19 protein-coding genes are annotated in these 19,612 nt (G+C 74.9%); 14 read left to right on the forward strand and 5 right to left on the reverse strand.

Annotated elements, in window-relative coordinates:
• Positions 1 to 141 precede the first annotated feature (141 nt).
• The 4 genes from A0J59_RS22045 to A0J59_RS06860 all read left to right on the forward strand — a co-directional run bounded on the left by A0J59_RS22045 (position 142) and on the right by A0J59_RS06860 (position 2,457).
• A complete protein-coding gene (locus A0J59_RS22045) occupies positions 142 to 1,047 on the forward strand; it encodes a hypothetical protein (protein ID WP_064315657.1) in 906 nt (301 codons plus the stop codon).
• Positions 1,044 to 1,514, forward strand: coding sequence for an anthrone oxygenase family protein (locus tag A0J59_RS22050; RefSeq protein ID WP_064315658.1), 471 nt, complete (start codon positions 1,044 to 1,046; stop codon positions 1,512 to 1,514). The genes A0J59_RS22045 and A0J59_RS22050 overlap by 4 nt, the downstream gene beginning before the upstream one ends.
• A gap of 62 nt (positions 1,515 to 1,576) precedes the next feature.
• Positions 1,577 to 2,029 (forward strand): CoA-binding protein, encoded by a 453-nt coding sequence (locus A0J59_RS06855; RefSeq protein WP_082918808.1) that lies wholly within the window; start codon positions 1,577 to 1,579, stop codon positions 2,027 to 2,029.
• Between the two features lie 2 nt (positions 2,030 to 2,031).
• Entirely contained in the window at positions 2,032 to 2,457 is a 426-nt protein-coding gene (locus tag A0J59_RS06860) for a TIGR03667 family PPOX class F420-dependent oxidoreductase (RefSeq protein ID WP_220084451.1), read from the forward strand.
• Between the two features lie 64 nt (positions 2,458 to 2,521).
• Here A0J59_RS06860 and A0J59_RS06865 read toward each other — a convergent pair whose 3' ends face one another.
• Genes A0J59_RS06865 through A0J59_RS06880 form a run of 4 tightly spaced genes read right to left on the reverse strand, consistent with a single transcriptional unit; the run spans position 2,522 to position 6,112 of the window.
• Positions 2,522 to 3,055 (reverse strand): hypothetical protein, encoded by a 534-nt coding sequence (locus A0J59_RS06865; protein ID WP_064315660.1) that lies wholly within the window; start codon positions 3,053 to 3,055, stop codon positions 2,522 to 2,524.
• A gap of 17 nt (positions 3,056 to 3,072) precedes the next feature.
• Entirely contained in the window at positions 3,073 to 3,978 is a 906-nt protein-coding gene (locus A0J59_RS06870) for a putative F420-0 ABC transporter ATP-binding protein (RefSeq protein ID WP_082918809.1), read from the reverse strand.
• Positions 3,975 to 5,060: a putative F420-0 ABC transporter permease subunit gene (locus A0J59_RS06875; RefSeq protein ID WP_172820031.1), complete on the reverse strand. Its 1,086-nt coding sequence runs from the start codon at positions 5,058 to 5,060 to the stop codon at positions 3,975 to 3,977. The genes A0J59_RS06870 and A0J59_RS06875 overlap by 4 nt, the downstream gene beginning before the upstream one ends.
• On the reverse strand, positions 5,057 to 6,112 hold the full coding sequence (locus tag A0J59_RS06880) for a putative F420-0 ABC transporter substrate-binding protein (protein ID WP_255365052.1): 1,056 nt from the start codon (positions 6,110 to 6,112) through the stop codon (positions 5,057 to 5,059). Before A0J59_RS06880 ends, A0J59_RS06875 begins: the two co-directional genes overlap by 4 nt.
• Positions 6,113 to 6,341: 229 nt before the next feature.
• Here A0J59_RS06880 and A0J59_RS06885 point away from each other — a divergent pair, with 229 nt between their 5' ends.
• A complete protein-coding gene (locus tag A0J59_RS06885) occupies positions 6,342 to 7,178 on the forward strand; it encodes an SDR family oxidoreductase (protein ID WP_047232691.1) in 837 nt (278 codons plus the stop codon).
• A 15-nt stretch (positions 7,179 to 7,193) separates the two neighbouring features.
• Here A0J59_RS06885 and A0J59_RS06890 read toward each other — a convergent pair whose 3' ends face one another.
• Positions 7,194 to 8,006, reverse strand: a complete 813-nt coding sequence (locus A0J59_RS06890) for a class I SAM-dependent methyltransferase (protein ID WP_064315661.1) — start codon at positions 8,004 to 8,006, stop codon at positions 7,194 to 7,196.
• A gap of 142 nt (positions 8,007 to 8,148) precedes the next feature.
• Between A0J59_RS06890 and A0J59_RS06895 the strand changes: the two genes are divergently transcribed.
• From A0J59_RS06895 to A0J59_RS06935, 9 genes are all read left to right on the forward strand, one after another.
• Positions 8,149 to 8,853: a helix-turn-helix domain-containing protein gene (locus A0J59_RS06895; protein ID WP_220084452.1), complete on the forward strand. Its 705-nt coding sequence runs from the start codon at positions 8,149 to 8,151 to the stop codon at positions 8,851 to 8,853.
• Between the two features lie 37 nt (positions 8,854 to 8,890).
• Positions 8,891 to 10,474: a molybdopterin-dependent oxidoreductase gene (locus A0J59_RS06900; RefSeq protein WP_064315663.1), complete on the forward strand. Its 1,584-nt coding sequence runs from the start codon at positions 8,891 to 8,893 to the stop codon at positions 10,472 to 10,474.
• Between the two features lie 320 nt (positions 10,475 to 10,794).
• Complete coding sequence (locus A0J59_RS06905) at positions 10,795 to 11,061, forward strand: hypothetical protein (RefSeq protein ID WP_053371597.1); 267 nt, start codon at positions 10,795 to 10,797, stop codon at positions 11,059 to 11,061.
• A 243-nt stretch (positions 11,062 to 11,304) separates the two neighbouring features.
• Positions 11,305 to 14,766, forward strand: coding sequence for an isoleucine--tRNA ligase (gene ileS, locus A0J59_RS06910; RefSeq protein WP_064315664.1), 3,462 nt, complete (start codon positions 11,305 to 11,307; stop codon positions 14,764 to 14,766).
• On the forward strand, positions 14,763 to 16,184 hold the full coding sequence (locus A0J59_RS06915) for a folylpolyglutamate synthase/dihydrofolate synthase family protein (RefSeq protein WP_064315665.1): 1,422 nt from the start codon (positions 14,763 to 14,765) through the stop codon (positions 16,182 to 16,184). Before ileS ends, A0J59_RS06915 begins: the two co-directional genes overlap by 4 nt.
• A 172-nt stretch (positions 16,185 to 16,356) precedes the next feature.
• Complete coding sequence (gene dhaK / locus A0J59_RS06920) at positions 16,357 to 17,352, forward strand: dihydroxyacetone kinase subunit DhaK (protein WP_047232638.1); 996 nt, start codon at positions 16,357 to 16,359, stop codon at positions 17,350 to 17,352.
• A 69-nt stretch (positions 17,353 to 17,421) separates the two neighbouring features.
• Entirely contained in the window at positions 17,422 to 18,066 is a 645-nt protein-coding gene (gene dhaL, locus A0J59_RS06925) for a dihydroxyacetone kinase subunit DhaL (protein WP_047232639.1), read from the forward strand.
• A complete protein-coding gene (gene dhaM, locus A0J59_RS06930) occupies positions 18,063 to 18,800 on the forward strand; it encodes a dihydroxyacetone kinase phosphoryl donor subunit DhaM (protein WP_064315666.1) in 738 nt (245 codons plus the stop codon). Before dhaL ends, dhaM begins: the two co-directional genes overlap by 4 nt.
• Before the next feature lie 74 nt (positions 18,801 to 18,874).
• On the forward strand, positions 18,875 to 19,564 hold the full coding sequence (locus A0J59_RS06935; protein WP_231581788.1) for a TetR/AcrR family transcriptional regulator: 690 nt from the start codon (positions 18,875 to 18,877) through the stop codon (positions 19,562 to 19,564).
• Positions 19,565 to 19,612 lie beyond the last annotated feature (48 nt).

The raw sequence follows: 19,612 nt of genomic DNA on the forward strand, positions 1-19,612 counted from the left end.
CGTCCCCGACCAGAGACAGAGGGAGCGCAGGGAGCCCGAGACGATCGCGTATGGAGTTGAGCGTCAGAGCCATGTCGCGTCTCGCCGGTGCCCGGTTGACTGGCATTCGTCCCCGCACGAATCCTCGACAGGAGAGACGCCATGAGCGCCACGACACCGCGACCGACGGCCGCCCCGACGGCCGCCCCGACCGACGCCCCCGCACCCGGCCCGGTCCTCGTCCTCGGCGCGACGGGCAAGACCGGCCGCCGGGTCGCCGACCGCCTCGACGCGCTCGGGATCCCCGTGCGCCGCGCGTCCCGCTCCGGCGACGTCCGCTTCGACTGGGAGGACGAGACCACGTGGGGCCCCGCCGTCGACGGGGCGGAGGCGGTGTACGTCGTGTACGTGCCCGACCTCGCCGTCCCGGGCTCCCCGGAGACCGTCGCCCGGTTCGCGGCCCTCGCCCGGGAAGCGGGCGTGCGCCGGCTCGTCCTGCTCTCGGGGCGCGGCGAGGTGGAGGCGCAGCGCGCGGAGGTGCTCGTCGCCGGCGCGTTCCCTGGCCGCACGGTGGTCCGGTGCGCGTTCTTCGACCAGAACTTCAGCGAGAGCTTCCTGCTCGAGCCCGTGCTCGACGGCGTCCTCGCCCTGCCGGTGGACCGGGTCGCCGAGCCGTTCGTCGACCTCGAGGACGTCGCCGAGGTGGCGGTCGCGGCCCTCGTCGACGACGCGCACGCCGGCCGCGTCTACGAGCTCACCGGGCCGCGCGCGATCACGTTCGCCGAGGCGGTCGCGGAGATCGCGGCCGCGAGCGGGCACGACGTGCGGTTCGCGCCGATCACCATGGACGAGTTCGTCGCGGAGCTGCGGGCGATCGGGCTGCCCGAGGACGTCGTGGGACTCATGCGCTACCTCTTCACCGAGGTGCTCGACGGGCGCGGGACCCCGGTCGCCGACGGCGTCCGGCAGGCGCTGGGCCGCGAACCGCGGGACTTCCGCGAGTTCGCCGCGCGCGAGGCCGCGACCTGGTCGGCGACGGTCACGTCGACGTCCGGGCAGCCCTCGTGAGCGCCTTCACGGCGCTCGTCGTCGCAGGTGCGGTCGCGACGGGGCTCGCCGGCGGGGTGCTCTTCGCGTTCTCCACGTTCGTGATGGGCGGCCTGCGCCGCCTCCCGGCCGCCGACGGGGCCGCAGCCATGGTCGCGATCAACCGGGACGCGCTGCGACCCCCGCTCATGCTCCTGCTCGCGGCGAGCGTGCTCGTGCCCGCCGCGGCGGCCGTCGTCGGCCTGGTCGGCGGGACGACCGGAGCGGGGTGGGCGCTCGCGGGCGCGGTGGTCGCCGCGGTCGGGATGCTCGGCGTGACGGCCGTGGGCAACGTCCCGCTCAACGAGCGCCTCGACGCCGCGGCGGAGCGGCCCGGGGACCTGGCCGCCGCGTGGGCGACGTTCCTCCCGCGCTGGCTCGCCTGGAACCACGTGCGGACCGTCGCCGGCGCGGCGGCCACCGCGCTGCTCGCGGTCGCGCTGGTCTGACCTGCCGGGGCGCCGGGCCCCCGTCGCGGAATAGCCACGGCGGGGGCCCGGTTGCGCACGACATGAGCGACGTCGCAGCGGCCGTGCCGGCCGACGAGCAGGAGACCATCCGTCGGGTGCTCGAGGGCACCGAGACCTGGGCCGTCGTCGGCCTGTCGAACAACACGTCGCGCGCCGCGTACGGCGTGGCGCGCGTGCTCCAGCAGCACGGCAAGCGCATCGTCCCCGTCCACCCGTCGGCGGAGACCGTGCACGGCGAGCAGGGCTACGCGACGCTCGCGGACGTCCCGTTCCCCGTCGACGTCGTCGACGTGTTCGTGCGTTCCGAGCTCGCGGGCTCCGTCGCGGACCAGGCCGTCGCGGTCGGCGCGAAAGCCGTCTGGTTCCAGCTCGACGTGATCGACGAGGACGCCGCGCGCCGCGTCCGTGAGGCCGGGCTCGACATGGTCATGGACCGCTGCCCCGCCATCGAGCTGCCGCGCCTCGGCGCGACCACCACCACGAAGGAGGCGTGACCGTGACCGCGGTCGACACCACGTCCGACCTGGGCTCGCGCGCCGCGACCCGTCTCACCGACGAGCTGGTCCTGTGGTTCGTGAGCGTCGACCCGCACGACGCTCCCCAGCCGACCCCCGTGTGGTTCCTGTGGGACGGCGCGGACGAGGTCGTGGTCAAGTCCCAGCCGCGCACCGCGAAGCTGCGCAACGTCCGCGGCAACGCTCGGGTCGCGGTGCACCTCAACAGCACCCGGTCGGGGGACGACGTCGTCGTCCTCACCGGCACCGCCGCGATCGACGACGTCGGCCTCTCGCCCGACGAGCGCACCGCGTACGACGCGAAGTACGCCGAGGGGATCCGCGGCCTCGGCATGACTGCCGACGGCTTCCACGAGGACTACTCCGTGACCGTGCGCGTCCGCCTGGAGCGCCTCCGCGGCTACTGAGCGAGCACCGAGCCTCCGGCCCGGCCGGTCCGGTTCGGTGAACGCACGACCTGGCGGGCCGCGCTCAGCGATCGAGGCGGGCCACGGCCAGCTCGAGCGCCGTGTCGAGCTCGTCCTTCGGGATGCGCACCTCGCCGAGCGACACGGAGAAGGGCGACTCGTCGAGCCCGAGGGCCCGAGCCGCGGGATCGAGGTCGAGGCCATCTCCGTCCTCGGAGACACCGGTCCTGACGTAGACCGGCATGCCCGACACCTCGGGCAGCACGACCACCAGCACCGCGGCCAGCGCGTCCGGGTGCAGGTCGGGGCGTCGCGCGTCCTCGGGCGGGAGCAGGCTCACCCCGACGCCCAGGTCGCACGCGCCCTCGCAGTTGCTCGAACCGGTGTAGAGGCTCGCCTCGACGGGGAGGTCCGCCTCGTCCAGCGCGTCCTGGACCGCGGGCAGGGCCTTCTCGACGTCGGCGTACGAGACGTTCGAGGTGTCGAACGGGGAGCGCCCGTCGAGCACCGCGCAGCCGGAGACGGACACGACGCACGTCGCGACGAGCGCGGCCGTGACGAGCGTCCGCGGGGCGCAGCGGACCGGGGAGAGGCGCACCCGCAGAGAGTACGCGCTCAGTCCTGGGGCGCGAACGTCAGCACCGGCCGACCCGTGCGCGGGTGCGTGAGCACCTCGCACCGCACGCCGTAGACCGGGTCGAGCACGTCGGGGACCAGGACCTCGCGCACGTCGCCCGCGGCGACGACCCGCCCGTCCGCCAGGACGACGACGTGGTCGCACGTCTGGGCCGCGAGGTTGAGGTCGTGGAGCGCGGCGAGGACGGTCACGCCGTCGTCGGCGAGGTCGCGCAGGACGCGCATCGTGTCGAGCTGCGCGGCGATGTCGAGGTGGTTGGTCGGTTCGTCGAGCAGGAGCAGCGCGGGCTCCTGGGCGAGCGCGCGCGCCAGGTGGACGCGCTGGCGCTCGCCGCCGGAGAGCGTCGCGACCTCCCGCTCGGCGAACGCGGCCATGCCCGCGCGGGCGAGCGCCGCGGTCGCCACCTCCCGGTCGTGCGCGGAGTCGCCCGCGAGGAGCGAGCGGTGGGGGATGCGGCCCAGCAGGACGGCGTCGAGCACGGAGAGCGGGAGGTCGGTCGTCGCGTCCTGCTCGACGAGCGCGAGGACGCGCGCGCGCTGCCGCCGCGGCATCGTCAGCAGGTCCGCGCCGTCGAAGCGTGCGTGCGCGGCGTCGTCGGACCCCGTGGACGGGGCGCGCACCCCCGAGAGCACACGCAGGAGCGTCGACTTGCCGGAGCCGTTGGGACCGAGCAGCCCGCTCACCGCGCCGGCCGGGGCGGTGCAGTCGACGCCGTCGAGGATCAGGCGACCGTCGACGGACCACGACACGCGCGCGGCGTCGAGCCCCGCCGCGCCCTGTTCTAAAGACGGGTTCCGCACCGCCGCGTCACCGGGGTGCTCCCGCACGGTGTCGGGGCCGGCCGTGGGTCCCTCCTGCGTCGTCGTGCGCGTCGCCTCGCTCATGCGGCCTTCCTCCCGCGCCACAGGAGCAGCGCGAACACCGGCGCGCCGATCGCGGCGGTGACGATCCCGACGGGCAGCTCGCGCGGCGCGAACACGGTGCGCGCGAGCGTGTCCGCCCAGACGAGGAAGGTCGCGCCGAACAGCGCGGACAACGGCAGCAGGAGGCGGTGCCGCGCGCCCGTGAGGAGCCGCACCGCGTGCGGCAGGATCAGCCCGACGAACCCGATCGACCCCGACTGGGAGACGAGCGCCCCGGTGAGCAGCGCGACGCCCACGAGCAGCGTCCAGCGCACGCGCGCGACGTCGACGCCGAGCGTGGACGCCGCCGTGTCGCCGAACGTGAAGGCGTCCAGCACGGAGCCGGTCGAGGCGAGTAGCGTCCCGAGCACGAGGGTCGCGCCGCCCGCGACCGCGACGGACGTCCACGTCGCTCCCGCGACGGACCCCATCAGCCACGAGAGGATCTCGCGGTAGGAGTCGCCGGTCGCGGACCAGAAGATGACGAAGCTCGTCGCGGCCGCGGCGAGCTGGCTCACCGCGAGGCCCGCGAGCACGGTCCGCGTCGGCGTGAGCGCCCCGAGCGCGCCCGCGAGGCCGAGCGCCGCGACGAGCGCGAGGACGGCGCCCCCGAACGCCGCGACCGGCAGGAGCACGGTCCACCCGGCGACGAGCACGAGCACCGCGCCGAGCGACGCGCCCGACGACAGGCCGAGGAGGTACGGGTCCGCGAGGGGGTTGCGCGTGAGGGACTGCATGACGACGCCGCACACGGCCAGGCCGGCGCCGACCGCCGCGGCGGTGAGCACGCGGGGGAGGCGGAGCTGCCAGACCATGCCGTCCTGGAGCGCCCCGAGCGGCTCGAGGCCGAGCAGCCCGCCGAGCCCGAGGTGCGTCGCGACCGAGCGCCACACGTCCCCGACCGCGAGGTCCGCCGGGCCGATCGTCACCGTGACCAGCACCGTCACGACGAGGACGCCGACGCCGACCGGCACCCACCAGGCCGCGCCACGGCGCGCGCCGGTCCCCGCTCCGTCCCGTCGGGAGGGCGGCGCGGGCGCGGGCCGGGTGCGCAGCGTGGTCACAGGCCGAGCGCCTCCAGCTGTGCCGCGAGGTCCACGACGGCATCGACGTTGCGCACGCCGGCCTCGGTCGCCGGGAACGGGATCGTCAGGTAGCGGCCCTCGCGCACCGCGGTCATCTCGGCCGTCGCCGGGTTGGACTCGAGCCGCTCGATCTTGGCCTCGGCCGTGTTCCACGCGGCGTCGACGAGGACGAGGACGTCGGGGTCGGCGGCGATCGCCTCCTCCCACGCGAACGCGGTCCAGGTGTCGTGCACGTCGCCCGCGACGTTCTCCAGCCCGACGGCGTCCATGATCATCTGCGGCGCGCCGATGCCCGCGCCGACGTACGGGATGTCGTCGCCGGACGAGTACCACAGGGCCGTGAGCCCGCGCTCGTCCCGGGCGACGCCGTCGAGCGTCGCGCGCTGCTCCGCGACGAGGTCGGCGGCCGCGTCCTGCGCGTCGAAGATCGTGCCGACCTCGGTGATCTCGGCGAACACGTCGTCGAACGTCAGCGGGTCGGGCATGTACTCCGGTGCCTTGCACGCGGCGGGGGAGACGTACGTCGCGACGCCGAGCTGCGCGAGCGTCTCGCGGTCGCCCGCGCCCTCGGCCGTGAGGTTGGACTCCCAGCCCGCGTAGACGAGGTCGGGCTCGGTCTCCAGGACCGCCTCGGCGCCGGGGACCTGGTCCGAGAGCGGCTCTGCCACCGCCGGGACGTCCGCCGCGGCGTCGGCCAAGGACTCGGGGACCGGGCCGTCCGCGAACGCGCTCGCGACGATCCGGTCGCCGAGCCCGAGCGCGAGCAGCATCTCCGTGGTGCTCGACTTGATCGTCACGACGCGTTCCGGCGCCGCGTCGAAGGTCACCTCGAACCCGCAGTCGTCGAGCGTGAGCGGGTAGGTCGTCGCTGCCGCACCGCCCGTCGGCGCGGCGTCGCCGTCCGCGGTCGGGTCGTCACCCGGCGTGGTGCCCGACGAGCAGGCGGCGAGCAGCAGGGCGAGCGTGGCGGTCGGGAGCGCGAGGACGGCGCGGCGGACGGGCTGGCGGTGCACGGTGCGGGAAGAGGGCACGGGCGAGGTCTCCGGGGGTCGGGCGCGGTGCGGCGTGCGCTCGGCGGGCACGCCGCTGCGGCGGTGCGTTCTCGATGCCGACCGGCGAGCGCCGGCCGGGACCGACGCGTCATCTCGCGTCGCGCGGACCCGCGGCACAGATCCGTGCCGCCCGGACGGGCCAGTGCGGGGCCCGTGGTCCTCCGCCAGCCTAGTCCTTCCCGCGGTCCGCCGTGGCAGAGTGTCCGTCGTGACGGAGCCATCGAACCTGCCTGCCCAGAGCCCCTCGACCGCACCGCTGCGCGCGGTGGTGACCGGCGCGTCGTCGGGCATCGGCGAGGCGTGCGTGCGGTTCCTGCGCGCCCGCGGCTGGGACGTCGTCGCGTTCGCGCGACGCGCGGACCGGCTCGCCGAGGTCGCGGAGCGCACGGGCGCCCACCCGGTCGTCGGCGACGTCACGTCGGACGACGACGTCGCGCGCCTCGTCGCGGAGGCCGGTGCGCGCGGGCCGGTGCACGCGCTGCTCAACATCGCCGGGTTCGGGCTCGGCGTCGACCCCGTCGACGAGGCGAAGATCGACGAGTGGCGCGCGATGTACGAGACGAACGTGCTGGGCACCGTGCGCGTGACGAAGGCGTTCCTGCCGCTCCTGCGCGCGTCGCGCCGCGGCGACATCGTGCTCATGACGTCGACCGCCGGCCACGACACCTACGTCGGCGGGTCCGGCTACGTCGCGTCCAAGCACGCGCTGCTCGGGGTCGCCAAGACGCTCCGGCTGGAGCTGGTGGGCGAGCCGATCCGCGTCATCGAGATCGCGCCCGGCCTCGTGCACACGCCGGAGTTCTCGCTCAACCGCTACCACGGGGACCAGGCCGGGGCCGACGCGGTGTACGCCGGCGTCGTGGACCCGCTCACCGCGGACGACGTCGCGGACGTCGTGACCTTCGCCGTGACGCGCCCGCACCACGTCAACATCGACTCGCTGGTCCTGCGTCCCGTCGCCCAGGCGTCCACGTACTCCCTGTGGCGCGCCCCGCTCGTCCCGAAGGGCGTCCCGGCGGCCGCCGACGAGCACCGGGACGCCTGACGCCGGGACGACGCCTCAGGAGCGCGTCGCCGTGAGGAGCAGGTAGTCCCAGCCCATCGCGCCCTCCTCGAGCCGGTGGTCGGCGAGGTCGCGCAGCGCCTGGTCGAGCTGCTCCAGCCGCTCGGGGTCGTCGGCGAGGCTCCGGCGCACCGCGATCGTCGGGCCGTACCGCTCGGCGAAGAAGGAACGGAAGGCCTCGCCGTCGGGGAAGAGCGTCACCGGCAGCGACCGCGTCTCCGCGTGCACCTCGTGGACGCGGTTCCCGAGCAGGGCCCGCACGTGCTCCTCGTCGCCCCACAGGGGCGGGGGCTGCGCGCCGGGCGGCGGCGCGGGCGCGAACGGCTTCATCGTCGCGAAGAGCTGCCCGATGAACCCACCGGGCGTCCAGCTCGCGAGGGCGAGCGTCCCGCCGGGGCGGAGCACGCGCACCAGCTCGTCCGCGGCGGCCTGGTGCTGCGGCGCGAACATCGCGCCGATGCACGACAGCACGACGTCGAACGACGCGTCCGCGTACGGCAGCGCCTCCGCGTCGGCCTGCTCCCACACGAGCCGCGCCCCGCGCTCCTCGGCGGCGCGCCGGCCGACGTCGAGCAGCTCCGGCGTGAGGTCCGACGCGACGACGTCGGCGCCCGCCAGCGCGGCCGCGATCGCCGCGTTCCCGGTGCCCGCGGCGACGTCGAGCACGCGCTGCCCGGCGCGGACGCCGGCCGCGTCGACGAGGGTCTCGCCGAGCTCGTGCACCAGCTCGGCGACGGCGGGGTAGTCCCCGGACGCCCACACCGCGCGGTGCTTGGCCTTGAGGTCCGACAGGACCACGGTGTCCGTCATGTGCTTCTCCTGCTGTCCAGCCCGCGGTCGCGGGCGTGCGGTGGGTCACGTCCCCTCAGGATCGCGCTCCCTCCTGGAGGCATCCAGTTCCGGATCTGTAGTGCTCGGGAGGAGCGACACCTGGCGGCGGACGGTCCCGCGGGTGTCTCCTGGAGGAACGATCGAGGAGGCGGCGATGGCGGGCTACGGCCAGTTCTGCCCGGTGGCGAAGGCCATGGACGTGCTCGACGAGCGCTGGACCCTGCTCGTCGTCCGCGAGCTGCTCGCGGGCAGCACGCACTTCAACGAGCTGCGGCGGGGGAACCCTCGGATGTCGCCCGCGCTGCTCGCGAAGCGGCTGCGCTGGCTCGAGCGCGCCGGCGTCGTGCGGCGCGACGAGGCCGGCGGACGGCCGACCTACCGGCTGACGGCGGCGGGCGAGGAGCTCCGTCCCGTGGTGGAGTCGCTCGGCGCGTGGGGAGCCCGCTGGATCGCCGACCTGGGCGACGAGGACCTGGACCCGCACCTGCTCTTCTGGGACGTCCGTCGCACCGTGCCGACGGACGTCTGGCCGCGCGAGACCACGGCGGTCGAGTTCCGGCTGCACGACGTCGATCGCCGGGTGTCGCGGTGGTGGCTCGTCGTGCGGGCGGGCGACGTCGACCTGTGCGACGTCGACCCCGGTCTCGAGCCGGCGGTCGTGGTCCGGTCCGGGCTGCGCGCCCTGACCCGCGTGTGGCGGGGCGACACGTCGTGGGCGGGAGCGCTGCGCACCGGCGACGTCGTGCTCGTCGGGCCCGCCGAGGCTCGGCGCGAGCTGCCCGCGTGGATCGGTCAGTCGGACCTCGCGCGCGTGCCGCGGCCGTAGGGCGCCGCCGCGCGGCAGCACGTGCCAGGCTGGGGGCATGAGCGCCTCCTCCCGTCGTGCCCCCGCGCTCTCGGCGTTCGCGGGCGTGGTCTGCGCGGGCGTCGGGTTCGCGGTCGCCGAGCTCGTCGCGGCGCTCGTGGGGCCGGGGTCGAGCCCGCTGTTCGCCGCGGGGGCCGGGGTGGTCGACGCCGTGCCCGGGCCGGTCAAGGAGTGGGCGGTCGCGACGTTCGGGACCGCCGACAAGGCGGTGCTGCTCGGCGGCATGGCGGTCGTCCTCGCCGCGGGCGCGGCGCTCGCGGGCTGGCTCGAGCTGCGCCGTCCGCCGTGGGGGTCCGTGCTGCTGGGCGTCGTGGGGGCCGTCGGAGCCGTCGTGGCCGCGGGCCGGCCGGGTGCGAGCGTCGCGTGGGCGCTGCCCTCGCTCGTCGGGGTCGGGGTCGCGATCCTGCTGCTGCGCGCCTCTCTCGCCCCGCTGCGCGGGCCCGCGGAGGCCACGGTCGTCGGTGCGGGCCTCGACGGCGGCGCGGCGGGCGCCGGCTCCGCAGATGCGTCGATGGACCGGCGGCGCTTCCTCCTCGTCACCGGCCTCGCCGCCGCGGCGGGCGTCGTCGCGCTCGCGACGTCCCGCGCGGTGTCGGCCGGGTCGCGCGCCGTCACGGCCGCGCGCGAGGCGCTGCGGCTGCCCTCCCCGGCGACGCCCGCGCCGGCCGTCCCGGCGGGGGCGGACCTGCGCGTCCCGGGCCTCGCGCCGTACGTGACCCCGAACGGCGACTTCTACCGGATCGACACCGCGCTGCGCGTGCCGCAGGTCGACCCCGCCTCGTGGACGCTGCGCGTGACAGGGCTCGTCGACGAGCCGTTCGAGCTCACGCTCGACGAGCTGCTCGCGCTCCCGCTCACCGAGCACCACGTGACGCTCACGTGCGTGTCGAACGAGGTCGGCGGCGACCTCGTGGGCAACGCGCGGTGGCTCGGGTACCCCGTGCGCGAGCTGCTCGCGCGCGCCGGGGTCCGCGACGGCGCCGACATGGTCCTGTCCACGAGCGCCGACGGCTGGACGGCGAGCACGCCGCTCGACGTGCTCACCGACCCCGACCGGGCGTGCCTGCTCGCGGTCGGGATGAACGGCGAGCCGCTGCCCGCGGAGCACGGGTTCCCCGCGCGGCTCGTCGTCCCGGGGCTCTACGGCTACGTGTCCGCGACCAAGTGGGTCACCGAGCTCAAGGTCACGACCTTCGCCGACGACGTCGCGTACTGGTCCACGCGCGGCTGGTCGGAGCGCGGCCCGATCAAGCTCGCGTCGCGCGTCGACACGCCGCGCGCGGGGGCGTCGGTCCCGGCGGGCGTCGTGACGGTCGCGGGCGTCGCGTGGGCGCAGCACACGGGGATCTCCGGCGTGGAGGTCCGGGTCGACGACGGCACCTGGCGCCCCGCGACCCTCGCCGGCACCGTGGGTCCCGACACGTGGCGGCAGTGGTCGTACGCGTGGGACGCGACACCCGGAGAGCACCGCCTGACGGTCCGCGCGACCGACGCCGACGGGCGCACGCAGACCGCAGACGTCGCCCCGCCCGCGCCCGACGGCGCGTCGGGGTGGCACGAGGTCACCGTCCGCGTGGGCTGACGTGACCCGTGTCCGGCCCGTGGACCCCGGGTTGTCCGCCCCGGGCCCGCCCTGGCACCATGTCCGCGTGACCTCCCCGCGCCCCACGAGCAGCTCGCTCGTCCTCGCGCGCCCGCGGGTCGCCTCCGCCACCTGTTGTTGAGGGCTCGCGGCGCCCTGCGCAGCCTCGACCTGGTGTCCGCGAGCAGCCTCCCGCCCCTCCCTCCTGACGAAGGGGCGTGACGGTCGCCGGTCTCGTGCCACGGGCTCATCGATGAGTCCCGCGCGACGCCCGGGTCTGCACCTCCGGACGCCCGCCGATCACAGGACGCGAGACCACCATGTACGTTCCCCCGAGCTTTCCCCGCTACCGCCCGACGACGCCGCTCGCCGCGCCGTCGCCCGAGGCCGCCCGCCCGTCCGCGGCGCCGCTCGCCGTCGGGCACGACGCCCGCCCGCCGCTCACGCTCGAGTGGCTCGTCGCGCGGGACATCGACGCCTACACCGCGCGCCGCCGGTCGGCGGCTACCATGGACGCACAGGCGTCGACCCGGCCATCACCGGCGAGCCTCCGGAAGAACGGGACCCGCACCGCCGGGCAGGCCTGACGGCCCGCGGCCAGGTCCTCACTAGAACCGGACGGGTGGGCCCGTCACAGCCTGCGACGAGCGGTCGGTGACCGCCCGCCGGGCCCGACGGCGTCGGGCACCGGGGGACGACGCCGGCAAGCGAGGTGGTACCGCGGCGAGCCCGCCCCTGGGTGGGGGAGTCGTCCTCGCAGGAGAGCACGACCGACCCGTACCACCACGGCGGACCTCCGCCGGCCGCTACCCACCGGAGTCCTCGAGACCATGGCCTACCCGCTGCACCGCGCACCCTCGTCCGCCGCCGACTCGCACCCCGGAGCCGCGTTCGGCGTCCCCGCCTCCCCGGACCTGCCCGCCATCGAGCGCGACGTGCTCGCCTACTGGGACGCCGACGACACGTTCCGCGCCTCGGTCGAGCGCAACCCCGCCGGCGAGAACGGCAGCAACGAGTTCGTCTTCTACGACGGCCCGCCCTTCGCGAACGGCCTGCCCCACTACGGGCACCTGCTCACGGGCTATGCGAAGGACGTCGTGCCGCGCTACCAGACCATGCGGGGCAAGCACGTCGAGCGGCGCTTCGGCTGGGACACGCACGGCCTGCCCGCCGAGCTCGAGGCGATGGACCAGCTCGGGATCAAGACCAAGGAGGAGATCCTCGAGCTGGGGATCGAGCGGTTCAACGACGCGTGCCGCGCGTCGGTGCTCAAGTACACGAGCGAGTGGCAGGACTACGTGACCCGCCAGGCGCGCTGGGTCGACTTCGAGCACGACTACAAGACGCTCGACCCCACGTTCATGGAGTCGGTCCTGTGGGCGTTCAAGCAGCTCTACGACAAGGGTCTCGTCTACGAGGGCTTCCGCGTGCTGCCCTACTGCTGGAACGACCAGACGCCGCTGTCCAACCACGAGCTGCGCATGGACGAGGACGTGTACCAGGTCCGCCAGGACCCGGCGGTGACCGTCGGCTTCCGGCTCGAGACGGGCGAGCTCGCGCTCATCTGGACGACGACGCCCTGGACCCTGCCGTCGAACCTGTTCGTCATGGTCGGCCCGGACGTCGAGTACGTCGTCGTCGAGTCGTCGTTCACGGGCGTCACGGAGCGCTACGTGATCGCGGCCGAGCGCCTCGGGGCATACGCGCGCGAGCTCGCCGACGAGGGCGTCGAGGACGTGACGACGCAGGTCGTCGACCGGCTCACGGGTGCCGACCTCGTCGGTCGCTCCTACACGCCGCCGTTCTCCTACTTCGCCGGGCACGCCGGCGCGCACCGCGTCGTCGAGGCCGACTTCGTCACGACCACGGACGGCACCGGCCTCGTGCACAACGCCGGCGCGTTCGGCGAGGAGGACAAGGTCGTCTCCGATCGCGAAGGGGTCGAGCCGGTGCTCCCGGTCGCGTCCGACGGCAAGTTCGTGTTCCCCGTCGTCGACTACGAGAGCCTCCAGGTCTTCGACGCGAACGCGCTCATCATCGACCACCTCAAGGGCCGGACGCGGCACGACGCCGCCGTCGCCGCGGGCGAGCAGACCCCGGACCTCGCGCTCGGCGCGACGAGCCCCGGGACGGTGCTGCTGCGCCGCGAGTCGTACGCGCACTCCTACCCGCACTGCTGGCGCTGCCGGCAGCCGCTCATCTACATGGGCGTGTCGTCGTGGTTCGTCGCGGTGTCGACGTTCAAGGACCGGATGGTCGAGCTCAACGAGCAGATCTCCTGGACGCCCGAGCACATCCAGCACGGCCAGTTCGGCAAGTGGCTCGAGAACGCGCGCGACTGGTCGATCACGCGCAACCGGTTCTGGGGGAGCCCCGTCCCGGTGTGGCGCTCCGACGACCCGCAGCACCCGCGCGTCGACGTGTACGGGTCGTTCGCGGAGCTCGAGCGCGACTTCGGCACGCTCCCGCGCAACGAGAAGGGCGAGCCCGACCTGCACCGCCCGTTCGTCGACCGCCTCACCCGGCCGAACCCCGACGACCCGACGGGCCGGTCGACCATGCGCCGCGTCGAGGACGTCATGGACGTCTGGTTCGACTCGGGCTCCATGCCCTACGCGCAGGTGCACTACCCGTTCGAGAACACCGACTGGTTCGAGCACCACAACCCCGGCGACTTCATCGTCGAGTACATCGGCCAGACGCGCGGCTGGTTCTACACGCTGCACGTGCTCGCGACCGCGCTGTTCGACCGCCCCGCGTTCCGCTCGGCCGTCTCGCACGGCATCGTGCTGGGCTCTGACGGCCGCAAGATGAGCAAGTCGCTGCGCAACTACCCGGACGTCAACGAGGTCTTCGACCGCGACGGCTCCGACGCGATGCGCTGGTTCCTCATGAGCTCGCCCATCCTGCGCGGCGGCAACCTCGTCGTCACCGAGGACGGGATCCGCGACGCGGTCCGTCAGGTGCTGCTGCCGCTGTGGAGCACGTACTACTTCTTCACCCTGTACGCGAACACCTCGAAGGCGCAGGCCCGGGCGGGCGAGCCCGGCGAACCCGCGGGGTACGTCGCACAGAAGGTCGCGCCCGAGCGCGTGGCCGGGCTCCCGGCGCTCGACCGCTACCTGCTCGCGCGCACGCACGACCTCGTCGTGCGCGTGACCGGGCAGCTGGACGCGTACGACATCGCCGGCGCGTGCGAGACCGTGCGCGAGCACCTCGACGTCCTGACCAACTGGTACGTGCGCACCCAGCGCGACCGGTTCTGGGCGGAGGACGCCGACGCGTTCGACACGCTGTACACGGCGCTCGAGACGCTCACGCGCGTCATGGCCCCGCTCGCCCCGCTGCTCGCGGAGGAGGTCTGGCGCGGCCTGACCGGCGGGCGCTCGGTCCACCTCACCGACTGGCCGGCGTCCACCGAGGAGGCCGGCGAGCGGTTCGTCGGCGAGGACGGCTCGTACGCCGTGGCGGTGCGCCAGGTCCCGGACGCGTCCCTCGTCGCCGACCCGGCGCTCGTCGCCGCGATGGACGAGGTCCGCGCCGTCGCGTCGGCCGCGCTCGGCCTGCGCAAGGCGCACCAGCTCCGCGTGCGGCAGCCGCTCGCGAGGCTCACGGTCGTCGTGGACGACCCGGGGGCGCTCGCGCCGTACACGGACCTGCTGGCGCGCGAGCTCAACGTCAAGGCCGTCGAGCTCGAGTCGACCGACTCCGACGCCGCGGAGCGCTTCGGCATCACGCAGCGCCTCGCCGTGAACGCGCGCGCCGCCGGCCCGCGCCTGGGCCGGGGGGTCCAGGCCGTCATCAAGGCCGCGAAGGCCGGGGCGTGGCGCGTGGACGACGCCGGGGACGTCGTCGTGACGACGGACGACGGCGACGTGGCGCTCCTGCCCGCGGAGTACGAGCTGACGACGGTGGTCGCCGACCGCGGCGTCGCCGAGGGTGAGGCGCCGAGCGTCGCCGCCGCGGTGCTCGCGGGCGGCGGGTTCGCCGTCCTCGACCTCGTGCTCGACGACGCGCTGCTCGCCGAGGGCTACGCGCGCGACGTGATCCGCGACGTGCAGGACGCGCGCAAGGCCGCCGGCCTCGACGTCGCCGACCGCATCCGGCTGTCGCTCGACGTGCCCGGCGAGTGGCTCGTCGCCGTCGAGGAGCACCGCGAGCTCGTCGCGCGCGAGACCCTCGCGGTCGAGGTCGTCGTCGAGACGTCGCCGACCGACGTGCGCTCCGTGCGCGTCGAGAAGGCCGACGGCACCGTTCCGGACGCTGGCCCCGTCGAGGAGGCGAACCTGTGAGCGCCGCACGCAAGGACCCCGGCGCCGCACGACGGCAGAGCGCGAAGGACGCCCGCGCAGCGGCGGAGGACGCCGCCGCGCAGGCGGACCTCGAGCGCGTCTACCAGCACATCGTCTCGCGTGCCCCCGAGCACGACTTCGACCCGACGATCGACCGGGTGCGGCGCCTGTTCGAGCTGCTGGGCGACCCGCAGCACGCGTTCCGGACCATCCACCTCACCGGGACCAACGGCAAGACGAGCACCGCGCGCGTCGCCGAGCGCCTCGTGCGCGAGCACGGCCTGCGCACCGGCCTGTTCACGAGCCCGCACCTGACGAGCGTCACCGAGCGGATCGTCGTCGACGGCGAGCCCCTCTCGGCACGCCGGTTCGTCGAGGTCTGGGAGGACGTCTACCCGTACGTGCAGGTCGTCGACGCGGAGCTCGCGGCGACCGGGCAGTCGCAGCTGAGCTTCTTCGAGGTCCTCACGGGCGTGGCGTTCGCCGCGTTCGCGGACACGCCCGTCGACGTTGCGATCGTCGAAGTCGGCATGGGCGGCGAGTGGGACTCGACCAACGTGGTCGACGCGGAGGTCGCGGTCGTGACGCCCGTCGCGCTCGACCACGAGCGGTGGCTCGGCAGCACGCTCGAGGAGATCGCGACGGTCAAGTCGGGCATCGTCAAGGACGGCGCGACCGTCGTCTCCGCCGCGCAGCGTCCGGAGGTGGAGGAGGTGCTGCGCGCCCGCGCCGAGCGCGTCGGCGCACGCCTGCTGCGCGAGGGCGTCGACCTCGACGTGGCGGCACGGCAGGTCGCGGTCGGGGGGCAGCTCCTCGACCTGCGCACGCCCGCGGCGCTCTACACCGAGGTGTTCCTCCCGCTGCACGGCGAGCACCAGGCGCACAACGCGCTCCTCGCGCTCGCCGCGGTGGAGGCGTTCCTCGGCGGCCGCGCGCTCGACGGGCAGCTGGTGGAGACCGCGTTCGCGGACGTCACGTCTCCCGGTCGGCTCGAGGTCGTGCGGTCCAGCCCGACCGTCCTCGTCGACGCGGCGCACAACGCCGCGGGCGCGGAGGCGCTCGCGGTCGCGCTCGGCGAGGCGTTCGACCTGCGCCACCTCGTCGGGGTGGTCGCGATCATGGCGGACAAGGACGCCGAGCCGCTCCTCGCGGCGCTCGAGCCGGTGCTGTCCGAGGTGGTCGTGACGCGCAACAGCTCGGAGCGCTCGGCCGACCCGACCGACCTCGCCGAGCTCGCCGCGGACGTGTTCGGCGAGGACCGCGTGCACAGCACCGAGCGGCTCGACGAGGCGCTCCAGGTCGCGGTCGACCTCGTGGAGCGGGACGACGCGGTGGGCGTCGGGACGGGCTCGGGCGTGCTCGTCACGGGTTCCGTGGTCACGGTCGCCGACGCGCGGATCCTCCTCGGCCGCGGCTGACGTCCCGGGCGGGCACGCGGCGCCCCGCTCCGGCGGGGCGCCGCGTGCCCGGGGATCTCGCGCGGCCCCGTGCGCCCGGGTGTTTGATGGAGGCGACGACGGCGGCGGGCACGCCGGGCGGGGGCGTCGGCGTCCGGGTCCCCGGGCGCACGGACCGATGGAGGGATGACCGGTGAAGAAGCTGCTCAACGATCCCCAGGACGCCGTGACGGAGTCCCTCGAGGGCTTCGGCCAGGCGCACGCGGACCTCGTCGAGGTGCACGTCGCGCCGCCCTACGTGTCGCGTGCCGGGGGCCCTGTCCCCGGGAAGGTCGGACTGGTGTCGGGCGGCGGCTCGGGGCACGAGCCGCTGCACGCGGGCTTCGTCGGCCTCGGCATGCTCGACGCCGCGGTCCCCGGCGCGGTCTTCACCTCGCCGACGCCGGACCAGATCGTCCCGGCGATCCTCGGCGCCGACTCGGGCGCGGGCGTCCTCGCGATCGTCAAGAACTACACGGGCGACGTCCTGAACTTCGAGACGGCGGTCGAGCTCGTCGAGGCGGAGGGCACGCAGGTCACGAGCATCCTCGTCAACGACGACGTCGCGGTCGAGGACTCGCTCTACACCGCCGGCCGCCGCGGCGTCGCGGGCACGGTCGCGGTCGAGAAGATCGCGGGCGCCGCGGCCGAGCGCGGCGACGACCTCGGTGCGGTGACGGAGATCGCGGGTCGCGTCGTCGCGAACGTGCGCTCGATGGGCGTCGCGCTCACCGCCTGCACGGTCCCGCACGTCGGCAAGCCGAGCTTCGACCTGGGCGACGACGAGGTCGAGATCGGGATCGGCATCCACGGCGAGCCCGGACGCCACCGCATCCCGCTCGCGTCGGCCGACGAGATCACGCAGCGGCTCGTCGACCCGGTGGCGGACGACCTGGGCCTCGCCGACGGCGAGGACGTGTTGCTGTTCGTTAACGGAATGGGCGGTACGCCGCTGTCCGAGCTGTACGTCGTCTATCGTCAGGCGAGGAGGCTGCTCGAGGGGCGCGGCGTACGGGTGACGCGCTCGCTCGTCGGCAACTACGTCACGTCGCTGGAGATGCAGGGTGCGTCGGTCACCGTGCTGCGCCTGGACGACGAGCTCACCGCCCTGTGGGACGCTCCCGTCCACACGGCTGCGCTGCGCTGGTGAGGCGGTGCCCTTTCGTGCAGTCTCCGAGAGCCGGCGGACCGCCGGCTCGACGGCGAGGAGAGGTGGGGCATGACGCTGGACGTGGCCTGGGCGGACCGGTGGACGCGGCTGAGCGCGGAGCGCATCGCGGCGGCACGGGACGAGCTGACCGAGCTGGACCGCCAGATCGGTGACGGCGACCACGGCGAGAACCTCGACAGAGGGTTCCGTGCGGTGGCGGTCAAGCTCGACGGGGCGGCCGCGGGGGAGCAGCCGCCGGGCCAGATCGGCGACGTGCTCAAGCTCGTGGCCACGACGCTCATGTCGTCCGTCGGCGGGGCCTCGGGGCCGCTCTACGGCACCGCCTACCTGCGTGCCGCGAAGGTGACGGGCCTCGCCGAGCTCGACGCGCACGGCGTCGTCGCGCTCCTGGAGGGCGCGCTGGAGGGCATCACCGCACGCGGGAAGGCCCAGGTCGGCGAGAAGACGATGGTGGACGCGTGGCAGCCCGCGGTCGACGCCGCCGAGGCGGCCGCCGACGCCGGGGCGTCGACCGCCGACGTGCTCGCCGCGGCGGCGCAGGCTGCGCGCGCGGGCGCCGAGGCGACGATCCCGCTCGTCGCGACCAAGGGCCGCGCGAGCTATCTCGGGGAGCGCAGCGCCGGGCACCAGGACCCGGGGGCGACCTCGACCGCGATCCTCCTCGAGGCCGCGCGCGACGCGGCGACCGCGTGAGCGGCGCTGCCGCGCCGGTCGGGGCGCGGGCGCGCGTGGCGCTGGTCCTCGTCTCGCACTCGCAGCGGCTCGCGCAGGGTGCGGTCGAGCTCTCCGCGCAGATGGCGCCCGGCGTGCTCCTGCTCGCCGCGGGCGGGACCGACGACGGCGGGCTCGGCACGAGCTACGACCGGGTGTCGACCGCGGTCGAGGAGGCGCTCGGCGTCGCGGACGGCGTGGTCGTGCTCGCCGACCTCGGCTCGGCCGTCATGACGGTCGAGTCCGTCCTCGACATGGAGGACGGGTACGACGGCAAGGTCCGGCTCGCCGACGCCCCGTTCGTCGAGGGCGCCGTCGCGGCGGCGGTGACCGCCCACGGCGGCGGCGACGTCTCCGAGGTGCTCGCGTCCGCGGAGCACGCGGGCGGGACGTTCGCGGTCACGGCCGGAGGGCCCGAGGACGACGAGCCCGCCGCCGAGGCCGCAGCCTCCACGGACGGGGGCGCGCGCGCCGTCGTCACGCTGCGCAACCCGCTCGGGCTCCACGCGCGTCCCGCGGCGGTGCTGGCCCGCCTCGTCGCGGGCTTCGACGCGAGCGTCGCGATCGACGGCGTCAACGGGGCGAGCGTGCTCGAGCTGATGAAGCTCGGCGCGACCGGCGGCCAGGAGCTCACCGTGACGGGGGAGGGGACCCAGGCCGCCGACGCGGTCGCCGCGGTCGTGGCGGCCGTGGAGGGCGGGTTCGGCGAGGTCTGACCGACGCCCGTGTGACGGCGATCACGCGCAATTGCAGTTGATGCAAAATTGCACAGGATGCAAGAATGGTCCTCGTGCCCACCACTCTCCCCGACGTGCCCGCTCGCCCCTCGTTGGCCGAGCGGGCCGCGGCATGTCTGGCGCCGTCTCCCGGCGGCCTGCGCGAGCGCAAGAAGCGCGCCCGGCGCGAGGCGCTCGTCGAGGCGGCGCAGACGCTCGTGCTGGAGCGCGGCTTCGACGCGGTGACCGTCGAGGACATCTGCGCCGAGGTCGGGGTCTCGCCGCGCACGTTCTTCAACTACTTCCCGTCGAAGGACGACGCCGTGCTCGGCCTCGAGGACCTCGCCGTGCGACCCGAGATCGTCGCAGTCTTCGTCGGGGGCGGTCCCACGGGAGCGCTGCTCGACGACCTCGAGGTCGTCGTGGCCGACGTGCTCGCGCAGCAGGTCGTCACGCCCGAGCGCATGGCGCGCACGCTCGAGCTCGTCCAGCGCGAGCCGCACCTCGTCACCCGGCACGTCGCCTGGGTCGAGGGACACCGCGCCGAGCTCGTCGACATGTTCCTCGCACGCCGCGCCGTGCGGCCCTTCGTCCCCGACCCCGAGCTCCTGGCCCTCGTGGTCATGAGCCTGCTGCGCGCCAGCACGCTCGAGTGGCAGCAGCACGACCGCGAGGGCGAGCCGGTCGACCACCTGCCGACCGTCGTCGGGCAGCTCCGGGCGCTGCTCCAGGACTCGCGCGCCCCCGATCCCGCGGCCCGCTAGCCGCCGGTCGCCCCGCTCCACCCTCCCCACCACCCGACGACGGGCCGC

The organism is Cellulosimicrobium sp. I38E, from assembly GCF_001647255.1.
GTDB lineage: Bacteria > Actinomycetota > Actinomycetes > Actinomycetales > Cellulomonadaceae > Cellulosimicrobium > Cellulosimicrobium cellulans_E.